Origin of the sequence: Amycolatopsis ponsaeliensis (assembly GCF_030182635.1) — a bacterium.
Taxonomy (GTDB): domain Bacteria; phylum Actinomycetota; class Actinomycetes; order Mycobacteriales; family Pseudonocardiaceae; genus Amycolatopsis; species Amycolatopsis ponsaeliensis.
On the sequence record NZ_JAPZLD010000016.1, the window covers coordinates 77196 to 100280 of the forward strand.

The following is a 23085-nucleotide window of genomic DNA, read 5'->3' on the forward strand; positions in this document are numbered from 1 at the left end:
TCAGGCGCCGGACCAGCGGTACTCGTGCTCCGGGCGCCCGGTGGCGCCGTAGCGCAGCCGCATCCGGACCGTCCCCGACTCGGCCAGCGCCGTGAGGTACCGCTGCGCCGTCGCCCGCGCCATGCCCAGCTCGCCGGCCACTTCCGCCGCCGACAGCGGGCGCCCCGCCCGCCGCAGCTGCTCCGAGACGAGCCGGGACGTCGCCGTCGACTGGCCCTTCGGTGCGGACGTGCGGTCCTGGTCGTGCAGCACCCGGTACGCGCGGTCGACGTCGTCCTGGCCCATCGCCCGGTCTTCGGCGAGCAGCCCGCGGAAGCGCGCGTACGACGTCAGCCGCTCCGCGAGCTGGCGCGTGGTGAACGGCTTGATCAGGTAGTTCAGCGCGCCGGCCCGGATCGCCGCGGCCACCGACGCGCTGTCGGTCGCCGCGGACAGCACGATCGTGTCGGTCTGCAGTTCCGGGAGCACCGCGAGACCGGACTCGTCGGGCAGGTAGACGTCGAGCAGGATCAGGTCCGGCGCGAGCTCCCGGACGCGGGCGCGGGCCTCGGCCGCGGTGTGCGCGGTGCCGACCACCGCGAAGCCGTCGACCTCCTCGACGAACCCGGCGTGCACCCCGGCGACGCGGAAGTCGTCGTCGACGATGAGCGTGCGGATCATCCGTCCTCCGTCAGCATTCCGGGCAGTTTCGCGACGAACAGGGCACCCGTCTCGCCGTCGCCGGGGCCGGCCAGCCAGACGTCGCCGCCGCGGGCGCGGGCGGCCTGGCGGGCGAGCGCCAGGCCGAGTCCGTGGCCGGGCGCGATCTTCGTCGAGACGCCTTCGTCGAACAGCGTCCGGCGCAGGTCTTCGGGCACGCCAGGCCCACTGTCCACAACGGACAGGTGCAGGGTGCCGTCCTCGGCGAGCAGGCTGATCTCGACGGTCGCCGGCCGCCGCGGGCCCATCCGGGCCGCGTGCAGCGCGTTGTCGACGAGGTTGCCGATCACGGTGTTCGCGGCGATCGGGTCGGTCACGGTCGTCGGCACCCAGGTGTCGTCGGCGAGCTTGAGCGTGAGGCCCTTTTCCTGCGCCTGCTCGGTTTTCGCCACGAGCAGCGCCTGCAGGTACGGGTCGGCGACGGTGTCACCGAGCTCGCTCGGCCGGGCCGAGCTCGAATCCGTCAGCGTCTGCAGGTACTCGACTGCCTCGGTGTGGTGGCCGAGCTGGAGCAGCCCGTAGAGCGTGTGCAGCCGGTTCGCGAACTCGTGCCGCTGGGCGCGCAGGCCGTCGGACAGCACGCGGATGCCGTCGAGCTCACGGGTGAGCGTGTCGAGGTCGGTGCGGTCGCGGAAGGTCAGCACGGTGCCGATCGGCCGCTCGTCCAGGTGCACCGCGCGCGAGTTGATGACGAGCACCCGGTTCCCGGCCACCGCCAGGAGGTTGTCGACTGGCCGTCCTTCGGCGACGGCCTTGTGCACCCGCGGGCTGAGCTCCAGCTCCGCCATCGTCGCGCCGATCGGGAGCTCGGTGCCGAGGAGGCGTTCGGCTTCGTCGTTGCGCACCGAGACGCGGTTCGCTTCGTCGACAGCGAGGACGCCTTCGCCGATCCCGTGCAGCACGGCTTCGCGTTCGTAGAGCAGTTCGGTGAGCTCGTGGGGTTCGAGGCCGTGCGTGACGCGCCGCAGCCGCCGGTTCAGCAGTGCCGACGCGCCCGCGCCGAGCAGCAGCGCGCCGCCGGCGAACACCAGCGTGAGCGCCAGGAGCTGGTTGAACGCCCCGGTCGGGTCGGCCACGTCGAAGCCGACGCTCACCTCGCCGACCACCCGCCGGTGGTCCGGCGTCCAGATCGGCGTCTTGCTGCGGACGGACAGCCCGAGGGTGCCGCTCTGGACCGCGCTGACCTCGTCCTCCCCGGCCAGTGCCCGGTCCGCGGGAGTGCTGACCTTCTGGCCGATCAGGCTCTCGGTCGGGTGCGCGAGCCGGATGCCCTGGTCGTCGGTGATCACCACGAAGAGCGCGTCGTTGGCCGCGGTCACGGCCAGCGCCCGCTCCTCGAGCGCGCCGCCCGGCACCTTCGCGCCGGCGTTCGCGACCACCACCGGATCCGCCGCTACCGACTTCGCGATGGCCAGTGCCCGCTGGCCGTACTGCTCGGTGAGGGTGCGGGACAGGAGCACGCTGATCAGCGCGACGCCGATCCCGACGACGAGGACGACCACGCCGATCTGCAGCAGCAGCACCTGCCTGCTGAACCGCATCCGCGGGAAGAGCGCCCACTTTGGCATGGGTCGGAACATACCCCCAGCTCACGGCCGTGCGCTAAACGAGCAAAACATTCAGAACGCGCAGCTCGCACGCAGAACGTCGACAAGCTTCACGTGGCCGCCACCCGTACTTAACGTCCCTTCCCAACGTGACAGGCACCACGTGACGAAGGAGTCACCTCCCCATGGTTCCCCCACTGATCGAACTCACCGGAGCCACCAAGCGGTTCCCGAACGGGTCCGGTTCCGTGCACACGGCCGTCCGCGACCTGACCATGACCGTCCAGCCCGGCGAGTTCGTCGCCGTCGTCGGCCCCACCGGCTGCGGCAAGTCGACGACGCTCTCGCTGGTCTCGGGGCTGCAGCCGCCGTCCGCGGGCCGGGTGCAGGTGAACGGCGAAGACGTGAAGTCCATCCCGGACGGCGTCGGGTACATGTTCCAGACCGACGCCGTGATGCCGTGGCGCTCGGTGCTGGACAACGTCGCCTCCGGCCCGCGCTTCCGCGGTGCGTCGAAGGCCGAGGCCCGCGCGCAGGCCGTCGACTGGATCGCCCGCGTCGGGCTCGCCGGGTTCGAGAAGTACTACCCGCACCAGCTCTCCGGCGGCATGCGCAAGCGCGTCGCGCTGGCCCAGACGCTCGTCACCAAGCCGAAGATCATGCTGATGGACGAGCCGTTCTCGGCGCTGGACGTGCAGACCCGCGCGCTGATGCAGGACGAGCTGCTGCGCCTGTGGTCCGGTTCGGGGGCCGCGGTGATCTTCGTGACGCACGACCTCGACGAGGCGATCGCGCTGGCGGACAAGGTCGTCGTGCTGACTTCCTCGCCGGCTACCGTGAAGGACACCTTCGAGATCCCGCTGGAGCGGCCGCGGAAGGTCGAGGAGCTGCGGCTCACCGAGGAGTTCCGCAAGCTCTACGCCGACATCTGGGAATCGCTGCGCAGCGAGGTCGACAAGGCCCGTGAGAAGGGAGCGACCAGTGTCGCTTGACATGCTTCCGACCGCGAACCCGAACCCGGTCATCGAGACCGAAGCGAGCATCATCGCGCAGCAGAAGCGGAAGTCGTCCGCGCGCCGGCGCAACATCTGGCTGCTGCGCCTGGCGATCGTCGTCGTGTGGCTGGGCAGCTGGGAGCTGACCGCGACGTACTGGATCGACCCGTTCTTCTATTCGAAGCCGTCGAAGATCTGGGAACGGCTCGTCGAGTGGTTCAGCGCCGGCACGGACTTCGGCTCGATCTGGTACCAGATCCTGGTGACCGTCGAGGAGGCCGCGATCGGCTTCGTCATCGGTGCGATCGCCGGGGTCGTGCTCGGGGTGATCCTCGGCCGCAGCGCCTACCTCGCCGACGTGCTCGCGCCGTTCATCAAGGCCGCCAACGCGTTGCCGCGCATCGTGCTCGCCGCGCTGTTCGTGATCTGGTTCGGGCTCGGGCTGTCGTCGAAGGTCGCGACGGTCGTCGTGCTCGTGTTCTTCGCGGTGTTCTTCAACGCCTTCACCGGCGCCCGCGAGGTGGACCGCAACGTGATCGACAACGCCCGCATCCTCGGCGCGACCCGCGGCCAGGTGCTGAAGTCGATCGTGCTGCCCAGCGCGACGTCGTGGATCCTGTCGTCGCTGCACGTCGCGTTCGGCTTCGCGCTGATCGGCGCGGTCGTCGGCGAGTACACCGGCGCGAAGGCGGGCATGGGCTTCTTGATCGCCAACGCGCAGGGCACGTTCGACACCGCCGGGGTGTACGCGGGGATGCTGATCATCACCGTCGTCGCGCTGCTGGCCGAATGGGGCATCGCCACGGCCGAGGGCAGGTTGCTGCGCTGGCGGCCGCGGGCGGCCGACGCGGGGCCGGGGATCTGACATGCGCCTGAAGAGGACAGTCGGCGTGGTGGCCGCGCTCGCGGTCGCCATGATCGGGGTCACGGCGTGCCGCGACTCGCGGGAGATCGCGCTCGGCACCACCGGCCAGCCGCACATCAAGATCATGATCGGTGGCATCTCGAAGGTCATCTACCTGCCCGGGCAGCTGGCGCAGCAGATCGGCGCCTACAAGCGGCAGGGGCTCGACGTCGAGCTCTTCGACCAGCCGTCGGGGGCCAACGCCGAGACGTCGCTGCTGGCCGGCGAGGTGCAGGGGGTCGTCGGGTTCTACGACCACACGATCGACCTGCAGGCCAAGGAGCAGTGCATCCAGAGCGTCGTGCAGTTCGCGAACGTGCCGGGCGAGGCCGAGATGGTCGCCACCGGCAAGGCGGGCGAGATCCGCTCCGGCAAGGACTTCAAGGGCCGCAACCTCGGCGTCACGTCGCTGGGTTCGTCGACGGACTTCCTGACGAAGGCGCTCGCCTCGCGCGGCGGGGTCAGCTCGAAGGAGTACACGCCGGTGAAGGTCGGCGCCGGGCAGACGTTCATCTCGGCGCTGAACCAGGGTTCGATCGACGCCGGCATGACCACCGACCCGACGATCGCGCAGCTGACGAACACCGGCAAGGCGAAGGTGCTCTACGACATGCGCACGGTCGAAGGCACGAAAGCCGCTTTGGGCGGTTTGTACCCGGCCAGTTCGCTGTACATGGGCTGCGAAATCGTGAAGCGGTATCCGGACATCGTGCAGAAACTGGCCAATGCGTACGTCGAAAGCCTGAAGTGGATTTCCACGCACACACCGGAACAGGTCGCCGACATCATGCCGCCGTCGTTCGCCGGCGGGGACAAGGCGCTGTACGTGAAGTCGCTGAAGGACAGCCTGCCGATGTTCACGCCGGACGGTCGGATGGACCCGGCGGGAGCGCAGAACGTGCTGAAGGTGCTGGGCGAGTCGTCCAGCAACGTGAAGCCGAAGAAGGACAAGATCGACCTGTCGCAGACCTACACGACGAAGTTCGTGGACGCGGCGCGGGCGCAGGCCCAGCAGTAGCCCCGCTCACCTGACCGGGCGGTTGGTGAGCGCCATGGACCCGTGAAGGCCTCTTCCCCCGCGGAGGCCTTCACGGGTCTTTTCGTTCAAGCGGGCGCAAATCCGGCAAATTGGTGAGTATTTCCCGGAATGTGAAGACCCTTCGAAAGTAGCTACCTTCTCGCGGGCGCGAATCCAACACTTGGAGACACGGTTTTCCCGGTCCCCATCGGTGAACGGAGTCCCCGCATGTCCAGAATCCTTGCGTCGCGCGCTGTCCGCGTCCTCACGGCGGTTGCCGCGGCTGCCGCCGGCCTCGCTGTGTCGGGCACCGCCCACGCGGCGGTCGAGTACGGCTCCCACGTTTTTAATGAGCACCGTCATGGCCACCAGTTCTCCGGCGGCAACTGGGGCGGTTACGTCAGCTTCGGCTCCTTCACCACGGCCACCGCGAGCTGGACCGAGCCGACGGTGACGTGCCGGTCGAGCAACGACCTCTTCGCGCCGTGGGTCGGCATCGACGGCGACGGATCGTCCACAGTGGAACAGACCGGCGTCGAGACGGACTGCTCCAGCGGGCGTCCGGTGTACTCGGCCTGGTACGAGATGTACCCGGCCGCGCCGGTCTACTACAACGTGTCGGTCGGCGCGGGCGACCACATCACCGCGACGGTGACGCGCACCGCCACCAACACCTACCGGCTGGACCTGTCCGACACGACCAAGGGCTGGACCAAGACGACCACGAAGTCGCTGACGTCGAAGCACGCCTCGGCGGAGGCGATCATCGAGTCCCCGACCGACTCCTACCCGACCATTTCGGGCGGCATCACGTTCACCGGCGTCAAGTTCAACGGGACGAACCTGGCCTCGACCAGCCCGTCCGCGCTGAACGCCGACGACCGCGGCACGAACACCTGGATCCCGGGCGCCATCGGCTCGGACGGCCAGAGCTTCACCATCTCGCGGCACTGACCTACTTGAGGTTGTTGATCGCCCAGGCGACCACCATCACCGCCAGCACCAGCGAGACGACGGCCTGCAGCATCATCGTCATCTTCGCCCAGATCCGCAGGGGCATGACGTCGGTGGGGCTGAAGGCGGCCGCGTTGGTGAAGGAGAAGTAGAGGTAGTCGAGATAGGACGGTTCCCAGTCCTGGTGCGCCAGGTCCGGGTCGGCCATCTGCGGGAACTGCAGGTCGGGGAACTCGGCCCGGCCTGCGGCCCGCCGGCCCGGGCCGCCCCGGTCGAACTCCCAGTACCAGAGGGAGAAGGCGACGATGTTCGTCCAGTAGACGATCCCGCCGGTGACCAGCACGGCCCCGGCGCGGTCGCCGATGGAGCTGGTGACGATGCCGTAGACCAGCTGCACCGCGGACGCGACGTTCACCGTGGTGACGGCCGCGACCAGCAGCAGCGAGATGACCCGTTCGACGGCGCTGAACTCCGTCATCCGGCCGGGGTTGACCAGCAGCAGGGCGACGACGAGCAGCCCGGAGACGGCGGGCAGCAGCCACTTGGGGTGCAGCGCCATGTCATCGGGCAGGGCGACCTGCAGCACCAGGGTGGCGACGACGACGCCCATCGCGGGCCAGCGGGTCTCCCCGGAGGTCCGCCGGCGCCACGCGGGAAGAGCAGCTTCAGTCACCGGCCCACGCTAGGCCGCTCCCGCCCACCCCGCCAACGCTCACCCGCGTGAACTGCCATGAGGGGCACCCTCATGGCTTTAAAGTCCGTGAGGGTGCCCCTCATGGCATTGGCGCTCAGCCGGCTGGGGCGGTCGCGGTTTCGCCGGGCATCTTGCGCGCGACGTCCGTCCGTGACCGCGCGCCGAGCTTCCGGAGCACCTTCGCCACGTGCTGTTCCACCGTGCGCGGCGAGAGGAACAGCCCGTCCGCGATCTCCCGGTTCGTCCGCCCCTCCGCCAGCATCCGCGCGACTTCGCGTTCCCGGGGCGACAACTCACTCCCGTACCCGCGCCGCCCGCGTTGCGACGGTGCCCAAGCGCCGTGCTCCCGCAATTGGTGCCGGCACCGCCCGGCATCCCGCGTCGCACCCAGCTGTTCGTACGCCTCGGCCGCCGCCGTCAGTTCCTCGACCGCGTCGCGGTTGCCCGCCGCGAGCCGGCACATCGCCGCCCGCTCCCGCATCGCCGTCGCCGGGTACGGCATCGGCAACGCCGCGTAACCCGACGCCGCTTCGTCGAACAGCGCCGCCGCGGCCAGATGCTTCGCACGCGCCTCCAGCAGGACCGCCCGGCCGGCGACCAACGCCGCCGTCGCGACCGGTGCGTCCCGGTCTTCGATGCCACGGGCGAACGCCTCGACCACGTTGTCGGCTTCCGGCCAGCGCCCGGCCCGCGCGTACGCCTGGGCCGCCGCCGGGACCAGCGCCGCCGCCCAGATCCAGACGTCCTTGCGCCCGGCCGCGGCGACCGCCGTGTCGGCCGCCGCGCACGCGCCGTCGACGTCGTCGGTCGCCAGCAGCACCGAGATCAGCACCCCGGCCGCCGAAAGCGCCACCGGGATCGGCCCGCGGTCCGGCGCGTGCACGCTCGCCGCGGCCAGGTGCCGTTGGGCGGCGGCGAACTCGCCGCGCACGGCCGCGAGCCCGCCGAGCACCAGCGACGACTCCATGACGATCGGGCCGAGCTCCGGGTAGCTGTCGCGCAGCTGCTCGGCCGCTTCGGCGAGCCCGCTCCAGCGCCCGCGCACCCAGTCGAGCCGGACGCGGGTGCCCTGGATCAGCCCGATCGCGTACAACGCGCCCGCGTCGGTCGCCCGCCGGACGCCTTCGGTCACCAGCCGGTCCGCCCGGTCGAGGTGACCGGCCCACGACTGGCCGTCGGCGAGGTTGCACCACAGCCGGGCCAGCTGGACGCGCTCGGCGACCGTGCCCACGGTGTCCGACAGCGCCTCGAACTCGGCCCACGCCGAGCCGTCGCCGACGTGCGACGCGGCCGCGATGCGGTCGGCGGTCAGCGCGAGCCGCAGCTCGGGGTCGTCGAGCCGCTCGTACACCTCGTTCGCGCGGGCGCGCCAGGATTCGTGCCACGACAACGGCGTCAGCCCGTCGATCGGCTGCGCGAGCAGGGTGATCCCGCGTGCGGCGAGGTCGGGCCGGTCGGTCAGCTCGTCGATCGCGCGCTCGACTTCCAGGCGGCCGCGGCCGAGCCCGCCGATGGTCCGGACCTGCAGCATGCCGAGGCTCAGCCGGATCGAGCCGCGCACCGACGGCGGCAGCGTCACCTCTTCGAGGACGCGTTCGAGCGTGCCGATCACGTCGGGGCGGAACCCGCGCAGCGCGACCTGGCTCAGCTTGCCGGCGACGCGCCCGATGTCGGACTGCGCCGGGCCGGGCTCGGCCAGCACCGACTGCAGGAGGTCGATCGCGCGGGACGTCTCGCCGCGGGTGACGGCCTCGTCCGCGGCGGCTTCGGCGTAGTGACGCCACTGGTCGACGCGGCCGGCCGCGCGGGAGTGCCGGGCCAGCAGCGTCAGCGGTGGGGAGGGCTGCGCGGCGAGCACGCGGATCGCCTGCGCGTGCAGCAACGCGCGCTCGGGCCCGCTCACCGTGTCGTAGACCGCTTTGCGCGCCAACGGGTGCCGGAAGCCGTACCTGCTGTCGCCGACTTCGCCGAGCACCCCGCCGGACAACGCGGCGAGCAGCGCGGTGCGGAGGACGTCGTCCGGGAGCCCGGCCAGCTCACCGAGCACGGCGGCTTCGGCTCCGACACCGAGCACCGCGGCCGCGCCGGCGAGCCGGACCGCGGGTTCGGGCAGCGTGGAAAGCCGTTCGGTGACGGCTTCGCGCAGCAGCACCGGGACTTCGAGGTTTTCCAGCATCCGGTCGGAGAGGACCTCGCCGACCGGCAGCCGCTCGGCCGCTTCGCGCAGGGCCCGCAGGGTTTCCTCGACCACGAACGGGATCCCGGCGGTGCACTCGTGCAGCTTCGCCGCGAACTCGTCGGTGACGCGGGGCAGGTCGAGGATTTCGACGGCGAGCTTGCGCACCGCCGTGACGTCGAGCGCGCCCAGCGCGACGCGCGCGGAGTGCACCGCGGCATCGGTGCGGAAGGGGGCGCCGAGCGGCCCGGGACGGACGTCGGTCGCCGACCGGAAGGTGGCGACCACCGCCAGCTCCGGCGGCATCGCGCCGGCGAGGAACCGCATGAGGTCGCGGGTGTCTTCGTCGGCCCACTGCAGGTCGTCGATCAGCACGAGCGCCGGCCCGCACGCGTGCAGGAGCTCCCGCATCGCGCGGAAGACGCGGTGGCGTTCGGCCACCGGGTCGGCGAGGGGCTCAGGCTGGGGAGGAAGCGCTTCCGCGAGCTCCGGCAGCAACGGCCGCAGCACGCCGGCGACCGGGCTCAGCGGCCCGAGCGGCGCGTCGCCCACCGCGCGCGTTTCGGGGGTCCGGGTGGCGAAGCCCCCGGTTGTCACAGTGCGGAGCGCTTCCAGGACGGGCCCGTAGGGGAACGGCTCCCGCAGCGGCTGGCAGGCACCGGTGAGCACGCGGCCGCCCTCGAACTCCTTGCGGCGACCGATCTCGGCGAGCAGCCGGGTCCGGCCCATGCCGGGCTCGCCCTCGATCAGGACGGCGGCCGGGCGCCGCCGGAGCACGTCGACGATGGCGTCGAGCTCGGTGTCGCGGCCGGTCAGCCGGGCGGGTCCCGACCGGACGCTCACCGAGGTGGGGCGGGGAGCCGTGAGCCACATACGGACCTCCTCGACGCACTCCGGGGCTGTGCGCGGGAGCCTAAGCAGCGCTGATCCGTCCGTAAACCATTAACCGAATAGGTGGTCAGTACCGCCACGACACGTCCGCCTACCGGCTGTCACCGGTTTGCCGCGGGATTCGCCGGTCTGGGGTCACCGTGCGTGCGAAACGTCGGCACGCACCCCGTTCCGGCCGCACGTAACGCGTTCCGGGAGGGGTGGTGGCTACCGAAAGTAGTTCACGGAAACCCTACTTAAGGACCTGTCCGACCGGGTGACAACCCGCGGTCCGGACCGCTTGGAGCAGGGGATTCGTCCGGAGTGAATGCGTATACCCATTCGCTGGGTGCCCGGATTGCACCGTAACGCCCACTGCGGGGACCCTCACCCGGGGGAGTACCACTGCGTGGCCGGTTCAGCGCCGCGCGTAACCACCTAGGGAGAAGCATGAAGATCGCCAGACTCTTCGGTGCCGCTGCCGCCGCGGTGATGACGACGAGCGCGCTCGTCACGCTCGCCGTCCCCGCGTCGGGCCAGGACCTGCTGAACCCGGACATCGTGCCCGCCATGCAGCGCGACCTGGGCCTGACCCACGACCAGGTGCTGACGCGGCTGAAGAGCGAGGACGTCGCGAACAAGGTCACCGAGTCCGTCAGCGCGACGCTCGGCGACGCGTTCGGCGGCGCCACCTACAACGCCGCCACGGGCAAGGCGCACATCCAGACGACGAAGGCCGCCGAGGTCGCCAAGATCCAGGCGTCCGGAGCCGAGGCGGAGGTCGTGAAGTTCAGCGCCCGCCAGCTCGACTCCACTGTGGACACCCTGAACGCCCGCGACAACGCCGCTCCGTACGCGATCACTGGCTGGGGCGTGGACTCCGCCACCAACCGCGTCACGGTCACGGTGCTGCAGGGCCAGCGCGGCACGGCCGACGCGTTCCTCGCTCAGTCCGGTGTGGACAAGTCGTCGATCACGATCCTCGAAGCGGCTTCGAAGCCGACGCTGCACGCCAACATCCGCGGTGGTGACGCCTACTACATCGGCGGCTCGTCGCGCTGCTCGGTCGGCTTCTCGACCACCACCGGCTTCCTGACCGCCGGGCACTGCGCCGCGCTGACCGGCGGCGGCCGGCTGACCGGTTCCAACGGCGCCGCGCTCGGCTCGTGGGGCGCCTACCGGTTCCCGGGCAGCGACTACGCGAGGGTGAACACGAGCAGCGGCTGGACCCCGCTGGCCTCGATGAACAACGGCACCGCGGTGCGCGGCTCCTCGAACGCGGCGACCGGCACGTCGGTCTGCAAGGCCGGCTCGACCACCGGCTGGACCTGCGGCACCATCGGCGCCAAGAACCAGAGCGTCCGGTACGCCGAGGGCACGGTCAACGGCATGACCGCGACCAACGTCCGCTCGGCGGCCGGTGACTCGGGCGGCGGCTTCATCGCGGGCAACTCGGCGCAGGGCATCCTGTCCGGCGGCAACACCGCGACGACGTACTTCTTCCCGATCGGTGCGGCGCTTTCGGCGACCGGCGCCACGCTGAAGACCAGCTGACCGTAGAAACAGCGAAGGGCGGGGGGGGGGGGGGGGGGGGGCCGGCCCACAACCCCCCCCGGCCACCCCCCCGCCCGGCGGGGGGGGGGGGTGGGGTGGGCCCCCCGCCCACCCAACCCCCGCCCTTGTCCTCGCCGCGGGAATGGGAGGTTCAGGGGTCAGACGTTGCTGATCTCCTCGATCAGCCCGTCGACGTCGAAGTGGGAGCTCTCTTCACCCAGCGGCACCAGTTCGTAGGAGGCGTCCAGGAACGTCCGGACGTCTTCGACCTCGAGCTCGAACGACGCATAGCCGTCCGGCGACTCGATTTCGAGAGTGAGGAAGTCCTCGTCGTCGGACAGGTCCGGGCGGACCCGGACGTCACCGAGACCGGCCGGGTCGTCGAGGCCGGCCACGAGGAGGTCACGCGCGAAGGTCCATTCGATCCACCGGCCGCGCTCGGTCCGGAACGCGACGGTGACCGCGAACGGCTCGTCGGCGTGGTAGGAGAGGCGGGACAGGACGGGCGTGGTGCTCTCGTTCAGCACCACGAACTGGCTCTGGTGAACTGCGTCGGTCTGCATGGCCCCTCCTGGAGTCCGGGTGGCGGTTCGCGCGGCGCGAACTGTTCGAGGAGGAGATGGCCGGGGCCTTGCGCCATGACGGAGAAACTCTCACGTTCACTTGATCGGTTGCATCCGTCCATTGTGGTGTAACGTCCGGCACATACCCCTTGCGGTCAGCCCGCGACTGCCGGTGACGGCTCGCGCAGGGCTCCGGGGAGCTTCTTCCGCAGCACGAGCAACGCCGGGATCGCCGCCGTGCAGGTCAGGGCCAATACCGACCAGGTCAGCGCGCTGCTGACGCTGAGCAGGACGGCCAGCAAGCCGGGCGCGAGCGCGACGGGCAGGCCCCACGAGAGCTGGAAGATCGAGCTGGCCCGGCCTTCGGCGCCGGCGGGTGCGGCCGCGGCGGCCGTCGCGGTGCCGGTGGGGCCGAACATCGCCTCCGCGACGGAGAACCCGAGGCTCGTCACGAGGATCAGGGCGGCGGCAACGTGCAGAGGGACCATTTCCAACGGGATCAGCAGGGCGAAGGAAACCGCGAACAGCGTCGCGGCGCCGATCAGCGCCGCCGTCCGGCTGCGCCCGGCGAGCAGGGCGACGATCGGGCGCTGCGCGGTCACGACGACCACGGTGCCGAGCGTGATCGCGGTCCCGGCGATCCACTGTGGACCGTGCAGGAGATCCCGCACGACGATGGGCAGCACGGCGAACTTGCTCGCGCTGGCGAGCGTGAAAGCCGTGTGGGCGACGCAGAACCCGGTGAAGGGCCGGTTGCCGAGCACGCCCCGCCAGCTCCCCGAACCCGCACGTTCACGTGAAAGTGCGGCCCCCTGGTGGGCACTTTCACGTGAAAGTGCGGGGAGTAACGCCATCAGCAGTGCTGCCACCGCGAAGCTCGCCGCGTTCACGTACGCGAGCAAGTGGAACGCCCACGGGCTCGTGATCGTCGGGAGCACCGCGGTCGCCGCCGCGCCGATTCCCGCGCCCGCGAAACGCCCCACCGTCTGCGTCGCCAGCATGCGGTCCGTCTCGCTCCCGGCCGTGAGCCGGGCGACCATCGGCGCGTTGCACGTCCAGAACAGCCGGTCGCCGAAGCCGGCGACCACCGAAACCACGATCACCTGCCAGCTGGTGTGGACCAGTGGGTAGGCGCAGAAGGCCGCGAGCCGCACGAGGTTCCCGGCGACGAGCAGCGCCCGCGGCCCGAACCGGTCCATGGCGGCGCCGGTCGCCGGGCCGGTGACGAGCGCCAGCAGCGCGCCGGTGCTCAGCGACGTGCCCGCGTCGAGCAGGCCCATGCCCTGGCCGTGCACCAGGAACAGCAGCGCGAACGGCACCCACAGCCCGCTGCCGAGCGCGTCGATCAGAGTCGCGACCAAGAAGATCCGGCGATGTCGAAGCATGCTTCCCCCCAGAGAGACAGCACTTCAGATTATCGCTTCAGAACATGCTAGTCTCCACTAGCATGAACGAGCAGTCGACCGCCTGGGCCGAGCGGGCCGCGGCGTTCTTCGCCGAGCAGTACGGCATTCCGCCGATCGCCGGCCGCATCCTCGGCTGGCTGATGGTCTGCGACCCGCCCGCGCAGTCGGCGACCGCCATCGCCGAAGCGATCGGCGCGAGCCGGGCGTCGCTCACCTCGAACACGAACCTGCTGACGGCGTCGCGGCTGGTGCGCAAGCAGCGCGTCCCGGGTGACCGCACCACCTACTTCCGCATCGACGACGACGCCTGGCCGCGCGTGGTCCGCGAGCGCATCGCGACGCTCGCCTCGTTCGTGGACATCGCCGACGACGGCCTGGCGCTGTTCGCACCGGGAGACGAGCGCGCCGCTCGGGTCCAAGCCGCTCGCGACACGTTCGCGTGGCTGGCCGAAGCACTGGAGGGTCCGCGATGAAAGCAGTGGTGGCCGGAGCCGGCATCGGTGGCGTCACGGCGGCGCTCGCCCTGACGAAGGCCGGCTGGGACGTCGAGGTGCTCGAACGCGCGCCCGAGCTGAGCGAGGTCGGCGCGGGGCTGTCGCTCGCGCCGAACGCCCTTCGCGCACTCGACGCGCTGGGCATCGGGGAGAAGGTGCGCGCGGCGGCGACGCCGTCGCAGGCCGCGTACAACCTGTGCCTGCCGTCGGGGGAGCGGCTGCGGCGCTTCGACCCCGCGCACGACACGCCGTTGTCCTGCTTCCACCGCGCGGACCTGCACCGCCTGCTCGCCGCCGAGCTGCCGCCGGACGTCGTCCGGACCGGCCGCGCGGTGCGCTCGGTGACTCCGGACGGCGAAGTCGTCCACGACGCCGGACGGGTGACAGCCGATCTCGTGGTGGGCGCGGACGGCATCCACAGCGCGGTCCGGGAAGCGCTGTGGCCGGGCATCACGCCCCGCTTCCGCTACACGGTCTGGCGCGGCGTCACCGAACCCGGCGTCGAGGAGGCCGGCACGTTCACCTTCGGCCGCGGCGCGTACTTCCTCGCCCACCCGATCGGCGGCGAGCGGGTGTACTGGGCACTGGCGGTGCACGAACGCCGTCCGGACGTCCGCTACGACGACGACCTGGCCGAAGTCCGGCGCCGGGTGCGCGGCTGGCACGTGGAGCCCTTCCTCGACGTGACACTGAAGGTGCTGCACAACGACGTCACGGACCTGCCGCCGCTGCCGTCGTACATCCGCGGCCGGGTGGCACTGCTCGGCGACGCGGCCCACGCGATGACCCCGGACATGGGCCAGGGTGCGTGCCAGGCGATCGAGGACGCGGTGACACTCGCGGCGGTCGGCCTCGAGGGCTACGACCAGGCCCGGCTCGCGCGGACCCACGGCATCGCGCGGATGGCCCGCCAGAAGGGCGCGATGGCCTTGACGACGTCACGCCTGGGGTACGCGGTCAACCGGCTGGGCATGCGCGCGCCCGCCTCGGTGATCCGGAAGCAGACGGAGAAGCTGTGGTCCTGGACCCCGCCTACGGCCCCAGCGGCAGGCTGAGCCCGACCTTCACCCGGTCCATCGCCACACTCGTGGTGAAGTGCCGGACGTTCGGGTTGTCGAAGAACATCCGCCGGGTGAACGCCTCGAAGCCCGCCATGTCCGGGCACGTCACGACCAGGACGAAGTCCGCGTTGCCGGTGACGTAGTAGCACTGCTGGACGCAGTCGTCGGCGAGGATCTGGCGGCGGAACGCGTCCAGGACCGCCAGGTTCTCGCGCTCCATCTCGACCATGACCACGAACGTCATGCTCAGCCCGAGCGCTTGCGGCGACAGCACCGCGACCTCGCGCTCGATGACGCCCGCCTCGCGCAGCCGCTTGATCCGCCGTTGCACCGCCGCGGCCGAGAGGCCGACCTTCGCCCCGATCGTCTCGGCGATGGTGCGGGCGTCCTCCTGGAGGCAGGCGAGGATGGCGATGTCCAGCTGGTCGAGGTCGGGAGTGTGCACTCCAGCAGGCTAGCCGGGACCCCCGACGATTTGCCCGGCGTTCGCTCCCCGCTCACTCTTGCGTGATCCCGCTCACTACTCCGTCGGCCGAGAAAGTGAAACAACTTTTTCAGTGACCTGGAACACAACTCACCGGTCTACCAGGGGGTAGCGCATAGAAGTGGAAGACCTGCCGGTCTGCCCGCCAACCCGCCGGCGTGGGGAGGCTTTCCCGTGCCCGCACCTGCCGCCGTGCTGACCGGAATCGGTTCGTGGTTGCCGACGACAGTCCTGGGAAACCACGAGATCGCCGCCCGGCTCGACACCACGGACGAGTGGATCCGGACCCGCACCGGCATCCGGGAGCGCCGCGTCGCCGGACCGGACGAGTCCACTGTGGACCTCGCGGTCGGCGCCGGTCGCGAAGCCCTCGCGGGTGGCTCCGCCGACATCGTCGTCCTCGCCACGTCGACCCCCGATCAGCCCTGCCCGGCCAGCGCACCGCAGGTCGCCGCCCGGCTCGGGCTCGGCACGGCCGCGGCCTTCGACGTCAACGCCGTCTGCAGCGGGTTCGTCTACGCGCTGGCCACCGCGGCCGGGTTCATCGCGGGCGGCCTCGCCGAGCGCGTGCTCGTGATCGGCGCCGACACCTTCACCACGCTCATCGACCCCGACGACCGCACGACCGTCCCGATCTTCGGCGACGGCGCGGGCGCGGTCCTGCTGCGGGCCGGCGAGCCCGGTGAGCCCGGCGCGTTCGGGCCGTTCGACCTGCACAGCGAAGGCGAGCTCGCCGACCTGCTGTGGGTCGAAGCCGGCGGCGCGCGGCGGCGGCTGTCCGACCAGCCGAGCGACCGCTTCCTCGCGATGCAGGGCACCGCGGTCTTCCGGCACGCGTGCGCGCGGATGGCGGAGTCGTCGCGGACCGTGCTGGAACGCGCGGGCTGGATGGTCGGCGACGTCGACCGCTTCGTCGGCCACCAGGCGAACATCCGGATCCTCCAGGCGACGGCGAAGCAGCTCGGCATGCCGGCCGACGCCGTCGTCGCCAACATCGACCGCGTCGGCAACACCAGCGCCGCGTCCATCCCGCTCGCCCTGGCCGACGCCCACGCCGACGGCAGCCTCGTCGCCGGGCACCGCGTGCTGCTCAGCGCGTTCGGCGCGGGCCTGACGTGGGGTTCGACGGTGCTGAGCTGGCCGGAGCTGGGTCAGCTGTCCTGAGGTTCCGGGCCGGCTGTCCAAGTCGGCGTCGGCTCCTGGCGGCCGCGCAACTCCAACTCGCCGTGCTTCTCCCAGTACGCGCCTTCGCTCGGCAGCGCCGCCGAGACGACGGCGTCGCTGGCGAGGATCCGTGACGGCACCGCCTTGGCCAGCTCGGTCAGCCGCGCGGCCTCGTTGACGGCGTCGCCGATCACGGTGTACTCGAGCCGGCTGCTGGTGCCGAGCTGGCCGGCGAACACCGGGCCGCTCGAGACGCCGATGCCGAGGTCGAGCTCGCCGTTCGCGCACACCGCGTCCCGGATCGCGCGGGCGGTGGCCAGCGCGGCCGTCGGCGCGTCCGCGAGTCGCGTCGGGGCGCCGAAGATGCACAAGGCGGCGTCGCCCTGGAACTTGTTGACCAGCCCGCCGCGCGCGCCGACCGCGGAGACGACCGCGGCGAACAGCCGGTTCAGCTTCTCGACGAGCTCTTCCGGCGGGGTGCGGTAGGCGAGCGCGGTCGAGTCGACGACGTCGACGAACAACGCCGTGACCTCGCGGACGTCGCCGGACAGCGACGCGCCGAACTCCAGCGCGTGCCGGGCGACGTCGGCGCCGACGTGCCTGCCGAAGAGGTCCCGCATCCGCGCCTGCTCGCGCAGGCCGGCGGCGAGCTGGTTGACCGACGTCTGGAGCAGGCCGATCTCGCTGGAGTCGTCGACGTCGACGGTGACGTCGTTGTCGCCGCGCGCGATCCGGTCGAGGGCGACGCGCAGCCGGTGCAGCGGCGCCGCGACGGCCCGGGCCAGCAGGGCGGTGCCGATCGCGCCGACGCCGAGCCCGATCACCGACAGCATGATCAGGCTGGCGGTGTGGTTGCCGGAGCCGAGGTCCGGCGGCGTCGCGACGAGCAGGACGCCGACGAACGGGACGCCGCTGGCCAGCGCCCAGGTGACGACGAGCCGGGTGAGCACGGTGACCGGCAGCGACCCGCTCGGCGGCAGGATCTCCAGCGCGATCGTCATCACCGGCCGCGCCACCCACTCGGCGGCGAGGTAGGTGAGCCCCACGGTGGTGAGGCCGCCGAGCCCGATGACCGTGGCCATGCCGAGGGCGTCCTCACCGGAGCCGAGGACACCGGCCAGCACGCTCAGGACGGCGGTGCCGATCAGCCAGAGGGTGCCGCTGACGACGGCCATGTCGACGGGCAGCCGCAGCGCGCGCCTGGCTTCGCTTTCCGACGGCGGCCGGCCGAGCACGAACCAGATCGCGGTGCGCCGCTGCAGCCAGGCCGTCCAAGCGGTCCCGGCGAGCAGCGAAACGGCGACGATCCCGGCCGCGGTCAGCCCAAGCACCCAGCCGCGGTCCCCGACGTCGTTCGGCAGCCCCTGCAGCAGGAGGAGCAGCGCGACGACCCCGGACCCGGCCACACTGGACCCGACGCCCAGCCCGGCGAAGCCCAGGCTGGTACGCAACACCACCCGGAAGTTGCCGACGGCGATCTTGCGCACGGCGTTGATCGTACGGCCGAAAATGCGTGGCCACCGCCGGTGCCCGCTGGTTACGGTGCGGATCGGGGACACTCGTTCGTCAACCGCGCCAGTGGTGAAGCCGAGGGCTTGATGTTGTCTGCCTGGACTGGAGGAATTCGGCGGGAGTGGCGCGAGTTCCTCGTCTGGCGCGACTCGGTGGCTCACCTCGTGCTGCATGAGGCGGCGAGGTGATCGGGTTCGCGCTGTGGGTCGGGTGCGGCGCCGAAGTCTCGCCTGCGCAGCGACATCTGCGGCTTCCGAACCCCACCGATGGGCTCGCCGACATCATGCTGCCGTCGGGCAAGCCAGTACGTGCGCGGCGAGCTGAAGCCCGACGTGCCCCAGCCGTACGAGACGCTCACTCTCGAAGAACGCCTCGCGCGGCTGGAGGAGAAGCTGCACAAGTTCGTCGCGCGGGTGCTGGAGTCGCGTTAGAAGCGGTACCGGACGATGTGCGCCATCCGCGCCATCGCCGGGAAGTACTTCAGCATCCGCAGCTGGAACCGGGTGAACGGCCGCAGCCGGGCCATCACCTCGGGCTGGGACCAGTGCGCGGCGTCCAAAGAGGACATCAGGTCGAGGCCGTAGCGCTCCAGCTCGTGCGGGTCGTCGATGCCCCATTTCAGGGTCGCCTTCGCGCGCCGGACCGGGGTGTTGAGCTTCTGGGCCTTGATGCCGAACTTGCTGAAGACGTCGCAGATCAGTTCGCCGGACGGGAACTTCGCGACCAGCCGGCGGACGAGCTCGGTGCCGTCCTCCGGCGTCAGGTACATGGTCAGGCCTTCGGCGACGATCAGCGCCGGGCGGTCCGACGGCACCTGGTCGAGCCAGCCGAAGTCGGTCACCGACGTGCCGATGTTCGTGTGGTTCGGCGCGGCCGCGTAGAGCTTCTCGCGCAGCTCGACGACCTCGGGGTAGTCGACGTCGTACCAGTGGACGGTCTCCGGCGGGGCGAGGCGCTGGAAGCGCGTGTCCATGCCGCAGCCGAGGTGCAGGACGATCGCGTCGGGGTGCTGCCGCAGGTATTCGGCGGCCCATTCGTCGATCGGCTTCGCGCGCAGGACGACGCTCACGGCGCTGTCGCGGGTGATCCCCAGCTTGGCGAAGTCGTAGTCGATCTGCCGGACGGCTTCGTCGGCGGCGTGGTCGCCGAGCACCGGCTCGGCTTCGCGGCTGTCGAGCGCGCGGCCGTACAGCGTGGCCAGCATGGTGGCTTTTTCTTCGGTGAAGTGCACCTTCTCCATCACGACCCCCAAAAGTTTCACAATGTTGTGAAAAGTCTAGCGCTCTTCGGGGTGTGCGGCGAAGTCGTGCGCGTAGATCTTGGCGTCGACCAGGTGCTTGAGGGTCAGCTCGCGGGCGGCGGCGGGGTCGGACCGGCGGATGGCGTCGAGGATGGCGCGGTGGTCGTCGACGGCCTTGCGGATCTGGCCGGGCAGCCGCAGTGCCGCCCGCCGCTCCTCGCCGACCAGGGCGAGCACGGACCGCAGCAGCCCGGCGACGTCGTCGTTGCCGGCGTTCTGCGCGATCACCCGGTGGAACTCGGCGTCGGCGGCGATGACGTGCAGCATGTCGCCGTCTTCGGCGGCCCGCGCCATCTCGGCGACGTTGTCCTCGAGCCGGCTCACGGTCTTCGCGGTCGCGTGCCGCGCGAGCCGTTCGGCGAGGGTCGGCTCGACGGTCGCGCGCAGGTCGAAGAGCTTTTCGACGAGCTGGTCGTGCTCGGTGAACCAGGTGCGCAGCGGTTGTTCCTGCTGCTCGCGGACGTAGGTGCCGGAGCCGGCGCGGATCCGGACGTAGCCGATGGAGTCGAGCACGCGCAGCGCCTGCCGCAGCGACCCGCGGCTGATGCCGAGGTCCTCGCACAGGACGCGTTCGGCGGGCAGCCGGGAGCCCGGCGGCAGCTTCCCGGAGTCGATCAGCGACCGCAGCCGGTCGACGGTCGCGCTCCAGACCTGCTCGGTGTCCACGGCGCCCATCCTCTCAGCTCCGGAAACTGTCGGTGGTGGCTGTCATGATCACCGGCATGGACATCCTGGGGGCTTGGGTGCGCGGCTGGGCGGTGTCGCGGGCGGTGCCGACGCCGGTCGCGGAGCCGGACGGCTACCGCGTCGACGTCGGCCTGCCCGGGCACCGCGTCCGCTACCTGCTGCGGTCACCGTCGGCGGTGGCCACGCGAGCGCGGACGGTGGCGGCACCGGGCACGTGGCTGAAGACGTGCGGCGAGCGTTCCGCGGTGCTCGCGGGCTTGACGACGGACTGGGAGGTGGGCGAGACGGAGTACTTGATGACGTTCGACGGCGACCTACCGCCCGCCGAGGTCCCGGCGCCTTACGCGGTGACGCTGACCGGCGAGGGTCCGCTGTGGGAAGCGGCGGTGACCGCCTCGGGCGCGCCGGCGGCGCGCGGCTGGGTCGCGGTGGACTCGGGCGTCGCGGTGTTCGACCGGATCGTCACGGAACCCGAACACCGGCGCCGCGGCCTCGGCCGCGTGGTGATGCACCGGCTGGGCGTCGCGGCCGGGGCGGAGTCGAGCGTCCTGCTGGCTTCGGAGGCGGGACGCGGGCTGTACGGCGCCCTCGGCTGGCGGGTGGTGTCCGAAGTGGTGCCCGCCCATGTACCGGAAGGAACGGAATGACCGCACGGTTCAAGGACCTCGCGCTCGACGCGGCCGACCACCAAGCCCTGGCGGACTGGTGGTGCCGCGCCATGGGCTACGTCCGCCGCGACTCGCTGACCGGCGACACGCGGCCGGACGACTGGCCCGTCCCGATCGTCGACCCCGACGGCAACGGCCCGCTGATCTGGCTCAACCCCGTCCCGGAGCGGAAGACGGTCAAGAACCGCATGCACCTGGACGTCTTCGGCGACCCGGCAGAGCTGGCGGAACTGGGCGCGACGCTGATCCGCGCCCGCGACGGCGACATCGAGTGGGAGGTGATGGCGGACCCGGAAGGCAACGAGTTCTGCGTCTTCACGCCGCGGTGAGTGTCTGCCCAGACACATCCGCGTCGCGGGACCGGCCCACGATGCTTAGGGTCAGCACGTGAGTGCTTCATGACGTGGTGGCACGCGGTGATCATCGTGGTCGCCGGTATCTGGGCGGGGACCATCAACGCCGTCGTGGGGTCGGGGACGCTCGTCACCTTCCCCGTTCTCGTCGCGCTGGGCTACCCGCCCGTGACGGCGACGACGTCCAACGCGATCGGTCTCGCGCCCGGCACCCTCAGCGGGGCCTGGGGCTACCGGCACGAGCTCACCGGCTACTGGCGGCAGGTCGCCCAGTTCGCCGTCGCGTCGTTCCTCGGCGCGATCGGCGGCACGATCCTGCTGCTCTCCCTGCCGAAGGATGCCTTCGAAGCCGTTGTCCCGGTGCTCGTCGGTCTCGCCGTGATCCTCGTGATCGTGCAGCCCAAGGTGTCGAAGTGGGTCGCGAAGCGCCGCGAAGAGAACGGCGAAGAGCACAAAGCCGGCCCGCTGCTGATGTTCTTCATCTTCCTCATCGGCATCTACGGCGGGTACTTCACCGCCGCGCAGGGCGTGATGCTGATGGCCGTCATGGGGATGCTGCTGTCCGAACCGCTGCAGAAGCTCAACGGCGTCAAGAACGTCCTCGCCGCCGTCGTCAACGTCGTCGCCGGGGTGATCTACGCGTTCGTCGCGCCGATCAGCTGGCCCGTGGTGCTCTGGCTGGCCGTCGGGTCGACCGCCGGCGGCTTCCTCGGCGCGAAGATCGGCCGGAAGCTGCCGCCGGCGGTGCTGCGCGGCGTGATCGTCGTGATCGGCGTCGCCGCCGTGATCCAGCTGGTGGTCAAGCAGTTCAGCGGCTGAAGTCGCGCGCCGCGGCCAGGAAGAGGTCGTTCTCCTCGCGGGTCCCGATGGTCACGCGCACGCCGTCGCCGGCGAACGGGCGCACCACCAGCTTGCGGTCCAGCGCGTGCTCGGCGAACGGCACCGCCTGGTCACCCAACGGCAGCCAGACGAAGTTCGCCTGCGTCTCGGGCACCCGGTAGCCGGCTTCGAGGAGCGCGTCCCGCACCCGCCCGCGCTCGGCGACGATCTCCTTGCAACGCTCCATCAGCTCGTCGGCCGCATCGAGCGACGCCAGCGCCGCGACCTGGGCCAGCATGTTCACCGAGAAGGCGACGTACACCTGGCGAAGCGCGTCGGCGATGGCCTCGGGCGCGACTGCGTAACCCACACGAAGGCCCGCGAGGCCGTACGCCTTCGAGAACGTGCGCAGCACCATGACGTTCGAGCGCGTCCGCGTGTACTCGACGCCGTCGGGCACCTCGGCGTCGGTGACGAACTCCTTGTACGCCTCGTCCAGCACCACCAGCACGCGCTCCGGGACGGCGTCGAGGAATCGCTCCAGCTCGGCGCGGCGGATCGCCGTGCCGGTCGGGTTGTTGGGGTTGCAGACGAAGACCACGCGCGTCCGGTCGGTGATCGCCGCGAGCATCGCGTCGAGGTCGAGCTCCTGGCCCTCGGTGATCGGGACCTTCACGGACACGGCGTTCGCCACCTGCGTGACGATCGGGTAGGCCTCGAACGAGCGCCAGGCGAAGATCACCTCGTCACCGGGTGCGCAGACCGCCTGGATCGTCTGCTGGCACAGGGAGACCGAGCCGCAGCCGATGGCGACGCGCTCGACCGGCACGTTCAGCTCGCGCGCCAGCCGCTCGCGCAGCGCCTGCGAGCCGGTGTCCGGGTAGCGGTTGATGCCCGCCGCGGCCTCGGCGATCGCCTGCGCGACGCTCGGCAGCGCGCCGCCGGGCACCTCGTTGCTCGCCAGCTTGATGGCGCCTTCGATCGTCCGGCCGGGAATGTATTTCGGCAACGATTCGAGATCGGCACGCGGGGACACGGACGACATCTTCGGCGCTCCTCGGATTGAACGGGACGACCCGGCCACCGTATCTTTTCCGTGCGCCGCCCCGCGACTCCCTTCAGGCGGTATGTGACCGGCCGGGCTGCCAGAATGGGTTCCCGCC

At 71.1% G+C, this 23085-nt stretch carries 23 protein-coding genes; 12 read left to right on the plus strand and 11 right to left on the minus strand.

Annotated features, from left to right (window positions below):
- Together QQ657_RS23980 and QQ657_RS23985 are read right to left on the minus strand one after the other, a co-directional pair.
- Positions 1 to 660: a response regulator gene (locus QQ657_RS23980; RefSeq protein WP_284744474.1), complete on the minus strand. Its 660-nt coding sequence runs from the start codon at positions 658 to 660 to the stop codon at positions 1 to 3.
- Positions 657 to 2240, minus strand: a complete 1584-nt coding sequence (locus QQ657_RS23985; protein ID WP_284744612.1) for a sensor histidine kinase — start codon at positions 2238 to 2240, stop codon at positions 657 to 659. The genes QQ657_RS23980 and QQ657_RS23985 overlap by 4 nt, the downstream gene beginning before the upstream one ends.
- Before the next feature lie 191 nt (positions 2241 to 2431).
- Here QQ657_RS23985 and QQ657_RS23990 point away from each other — a divergent pair, with 191 nt between their 5' ends.
- From QQ657_RS23990 to QQ657_RS24005, 4 genes are all read left to right on the plus strand, one after another.
- On the plus strand, positions 2432 to 3238 hold the full coding sequence (locus QQ657_RS23990) for an ABC transporter ATP-binding protein (RefSeq protein WP_284744475.1): 807 nt from the start codon (positions 2432 to 2434) through the stop codon (positions 3236 to 3238).
- A 1-nt stretch (position 3239) separates the two neighbouring features.
- Positions 3240 to 4106, plus strand: a complete 867-nt coding sequence (locus QQ657_RS23995; RefSeq protein ID WP_284744476.1) for an ABC transporter permease — start codon at positions 3240 to 3242, stop codon at positions 4104 to 4106.
- Position 4107: 1 nt separating this feature from the next.
- Entirely contained in the window at positions 4108 to 5163 is a 1056-nt protein-coding gene (locus tag QQ657_RS24000) for an ABC transporter substrate-binding protein (RefSeq protein WP_284744477.1), read from the plus strand.
- Positions 5164 to 5391: 228 nt separating this feature from the next.
- A complete protein-coding gene (locus tag QQ657_RS24005; RefSeq protein ID WP_284744478.1) occupies positions 5392 to 6117 on the plus strand; it encodes a G1 family glutamic endopeptidase in 726 nt (241 codons plus the stop codon).
- Position 6118: 1 nt separating this feature from the next.
- Here QQ657_RS24005 and QQ657_RS24010 read toward each other — a convergent pair whose 3' ends face one another.
- Positions 6119 to 6727 carry a hypothetical protein gene (locus tag QQ657_RS24010; protein WP_284744613.1) on the minus strand — a complete coding sequence of 203 codons (609 nt, stop codon included), beginning with the start codon at positions 6725 to 6727 and terminating at the stop codon, positions 6119 to 6121.
- 178 nt (positions 6728 to 6905) lie between these two features.
- On the minus strand, positions 6906 to 9860 hold the full coding sequence (locus tag QQ657_RS24015; protein ID WP_284744479.1) for an ATP-binding protein: 2955 nt from the start codon (positions 9858 to 9860) through the stop codon (positions 6906 to 6908).
- Positions 9861 to 10307: 447 nt separating this feature from the next.
- Here QQ657_RS24015 and QQ657_RS24020 point away from each other — a divergent pair, with 447 nt between their 5' ends.
- A complete protein-coding gene (locus QQ657_RS24020) occupies positions 10308 to 11411 on the plus strand; it encodes a S1 family peptidase (RefSeq protein ID WP_284744480.1) in 1104 nt (367 codons plus the stop codon).
- Positions 11412 to 11569: 158 nt separating this feature from the next.
- Here QQ657_RS24020 and QQ657_RS24025 read toward each other — a convergent pair whose 3' ends face one another.
- Together QQ657_RS24025 and QQ657_RS24030 are read right to left on the minus strand one after the other, a co-directional pair.
- Complete coding sequence (locus QQ657_RS24025) at positions 11570 to 11974, minus strand: SsgA family sporulation/cell division regulator (RefSeq protein ID WP_284744481.1); 405 nt, start codon at positions 11972 to 11974, stop codon at positions 11570 to 11572.
- Positions 11975 to 12129: 155 nt separating this feature from the next.
- Positions 12130 to 13359 (minus strand): MFS transporter, encoded by a 1230-nt coding sequence (locus QQ657_RS24030; RefSeq protein WP_284744482.1) that lies wholly within the window; start codon positions 13357 to 13359, stop codon positions 12130 to 12132.
- A 62-nt stretch (positions 13360 to 13421) separates the two neighbouring features.
- On the opposite strand from QQ657_RS24030, the gene QQ657_RS24035 reads away from it, so the two are divergent.
- Together QQ657_RS24035 and QQ657_RS24040 are read left to right on the plus strand one after the other, a co-directional pair.
- Positions 13422 to 13853 (plus strand): GbsR/MarR family transcriptional regulator, encoded by a 432-nt coding sequence (locus tag QQ657_RS24035; RefSeq protein WP_284744483.1) that lies wholly within the window; start codon positions 13422 to 13424, stop codon positions 13851 to 13853.
- Positions 13850 to 14929 carry an FAD-dependent monooxygenase gene (locus QQ657_RS24040; RefSeq protein WP_284744484.1) on the plus strand — a complete coding sequence of 360 codons (1080 nt, stop codon included), beginning with the start codon at positions 13850 to 13852 and terminating at the stop codon, positions 14927 to 14929. Before QQ657_RS24035 ends, QQ657_RS24040 begins: the two co-directional genes overlap by 4 nt.
- Here QQ657_RS24040 and QQ657_RS24045 read toward each other — a convergent pair.
- Entirely contained in the window at positions 14907 to 15380 is a 474-nt protein-coding gene (locus tag QQ657_RS24045) for an Lrp/AsnC family transcriptional regulator (RefSeq protein WP_284744485.1), read from the minus strand. The genes QQ657_RS24040 and QQ657_RS24045 overlap by 23 nt on opposite strands.
- Before the next feature lie 213 nt (positions 15381 to 15593).
- Here QQ657_RS24045 and QQ657_RS24050 point away from each other — a divergent pair, with 213 nt between their 5' ends.
- A complete protein-coding gene (locus QQ657_RS24050; RefSeq protein ID WP_284744486.1) occupies positions 15594 to 16583 on the plus strand; it encodes a beta-ketoacyl-ACP synthase III in 990 nt (329 codons plus the stop codon).
- On the opposite strand, the gene QQ657_RS24055 is transcribed toward QQ657_RS24050, so the two are convergent.
- A complete protein-coding gene (locus tag QQ657_RS24055) occupies positions 16571 to 18070 on the minus strand; it encodes an adenylate/guanylate cyclase domain-containing protein (RefSeq protein WP_284744487.1) in 1500 nt (499 codons plus the stop codon). The genes QQ657_RS24050 and QQ657_RS24055 overlap by 13 nt on opposite strands.
- 333 nt (positions 18071 to 18403) lie before the next feature.
- On the opposite strand from QQ657_RS24055, the gene QQ657_RS24060 reads away from it, so the two are divergent.
- A complete protein-coding gene (locus QQ657_RS24060; RefSeq protein ID WP_284744488.1) occupies positions 18404 to 18526 on the plus strand; it encodes a hypothetical protein in 123 nt (40 codons plus the stop codon).
- On the opposite strand, the gene QQ657_RS24065 is transcribed toward QQ657_RS24060, so the two are convergent.
- The gene (locus QQ657_RS24065) at positions 18523 to 19335 is read right to left on the minus strand and encodes a class I SAM-dependent methyltransferase (protein ID WP_284744489.1); all 813 of its coding nucleotides are present in this window, start codon (positions 19333 to 19335) and stop codon (positions 18523 to 18525) included. The two genes, QQ657_RS24060 and QQ657_RS24065, sit on opposite strands and share 4 nt — an antisense overlap.
- Before the next feature lie 36 nt (positions 19336 to 19371).
- Positions 19372 to 20061, minus strand: coding sequence for a FadR/GntR family transcriptional regulator (locus tag QQ657_RS24070; protein WP_284744490.1), 690 nt, complete (start codon positions 20059 to 20061; stop codon positions 19372 to 19374).
- Positions 20062 to 20105: 44 nt separating this feature from the next.
- Here QQ657_RS24070 and QQ657_RS24075 point away from each other — a divergent pair, with 44 nt between their 5' ends.
- From QQ657_RS24075 to QQ657_RS24085, 3 genes are all read left to right on the plus strand, one after another.
- Positions 20106 to 20729, plus strand: coding sequence for a GNAT family N-acetyltransferase (locus tag QQ657_RS24075; protein ID WP_284744614.1), 624 nt, complete (start codon positions 20106 to 20108; stop codon positions 20727 to 20729).
- Positions 20726 to 21079: a VOC family protein gene (locus QQ657_RS24080; protein ID WP_284744491.1), complete on the plus strand. Its 354-nt coding sequence runs from the start codon at positions 20726 to 20728 to the stop codon at positions 21077 to 21079. The genes QQ657_RS24075 and QQ657_RS24080 overlap by 4 nt, the downstream gene beginning before the upstream one ends.
- Before the next feature lie 69 nt (positions 21080 to 21148).
- Positions 21149 to 21922, plus strand: a complete 774-nt coding sequence (locus tag QQ657_RS24085; protein WP_284744492.1) for a sulfite exporter TauE/SafE family protein — start codon at positions 21149 to 21151, stop codon at positions 21920 to 21922.
- Here the strand turns inward: QQ657_RS24085 and hisC are convergent.
- Positions 21912 to 22967: a histidinol-phosphate transaminase gene (gene hisC, locus QQ657_RS24090; RefSeq protein ID WP_284744493.1), complete on the minus strand. Its 1056-nt coding sequence runs from the start codon at positions 22965 to 22967 to the stop codon at positions 21912 to 21914. The genes QQ657_RS24085 and hisC overlap by 11 nt on opposite strands.
- Positions 22968 to 23085: the final 118 nt, after the last annotated feature.

Excerpts from the sequence above, each read along its gene's own strand:
- QQ657_RS23980 (WP_284744474.1), bottom strand. The coding sequence starts at position 660 with ATGATCCGCACGCTCATCGTCGACGACGACTTCCGCGTCGCCGGGGTG.
- QQ657_RS23985 (WP_284744612.1), bottom strand. The coding sequence starts at position 2,240 with ATGCGGTTCAGCAGGCAGGTGCTGCTGCTGCAGATCGGCGTGGTCGTC.
- QQ657_RS23990 (WP_284744475.1), top strand. The coding sequence starts at position 2,432 with ATGGTTCCCCCACTGATCGAACTCACCGGAGCCACCAAGCGGTTCCCG.
- QQ657_RS23995 (WP_284744476.1), top strand. The coding sequence starts at position 3,240 with ATGCTTCCGACCGCGAACCCGAACCCGGTCATCGAGACCGAAGCGAGC.
- QQ657_RS24000 (WP_284744477.1), top strand. The coding sequence starts at position 4,108 with ATGCGCCTGAAGAGGACAGTCGGCGTGGTGGCCGCGCTCGCGGTCGCC.
- QQ657_RS24005 (WP_284744478.1), top strand. The coding sequence starts at position 5,392 with ATGTCCAGAATCCTTGCGTCGCGCGCTGTCCGCGTCCTCACGGCGGTT.
- QQ657_RS24010 (WP_284744613.1), bottom strand. The coding sequence starts at position 6,727 with ATGGGCGTCGTCGTCGCCACCCTGGTGCTGCAGGTCGCCCTGCCCGAT.
- QQ657_RS24015 (WP_284744479.1), bottom strand. The coding sequence starts at position 9,860 with ATGTGGCTCACGGCTCCCCGCCCCACCTCGGTGAGCGTCCGGTCGGGA.
- QQ657_RS24020 (WP_284744480.1), top strand. The coding sequence starts at position 10,308 with ATGAAGATCGCCAGACTCTTCGGTGCCGCTGCCGCCGCGGTGATGACG.
- QQ657_RS24025 (WP_284744481.1), bottom strand. The coding sequence starts at position 11,974 with ATGCAGACCGACGCAGTTCACCAGAGCCAGTTCGTGGTGCTGAACGAG.
- QQ657_RS24030 (WP_284744482.1), bottom strand. The coding sequence starts at position 13,359 with ATGCTTCGACATCGCCGGATCTTCTTGGTCGCGACTCTGATCGACGCG.
- QQ657_RS24035 (WP_284744483.1), top strand. The coding sequence starts at position 13,422 with ATGAACGAGCAGTCGACCGCCTGGGCCGAGCGGGCCGCGGCGTTCTTC.
- QQ657_RS24040 (WP_284744484.1), top strand. The coding sequence starts at position 13,850 with ATGAAAGCAGTGGTGGCCGGAGCCGGCATCGGTGGCGTCACGGCGGCG.
- QQ657_RS24065 (WP_284744489.1), bottom strand. The coding sequence starts at position 19,335 with ATGGAGAAGGTGCACTTCACCGAAGAAAAAGCCACCATGCTGGCCACG.
- QQ657_RS24075 (WP_284744614.1), top strand. The coding sequence starts at position 20,106 with ATGATCACCGGCATGGACATCCTGGGGGCTTGGGTGCGCGGCTGGGCG.
- QQ657_RS24080 (WP_284744491.1), top strand. The coding sequence starts at position 20,726 with ATGACCGCACGGTTCAAGGACCTCGCGCTCGACGCGGCCGACCACCAA.
- QQ657_RS24085 (WP_284744492.1), top strand. The coding sequence starts at position 21,149 with ATGACGTGGTGGCACGCGGTGATCATCGTGGTCGCCGGTATCTGGGCG.
- hisC (WP_284744493.1), bottom strand. The coding sequence starts at position 22,967 with ATGTCGTCCGTGTCCCCGCGTGCCGATCTCGAATCGTTGCCGAAATAC.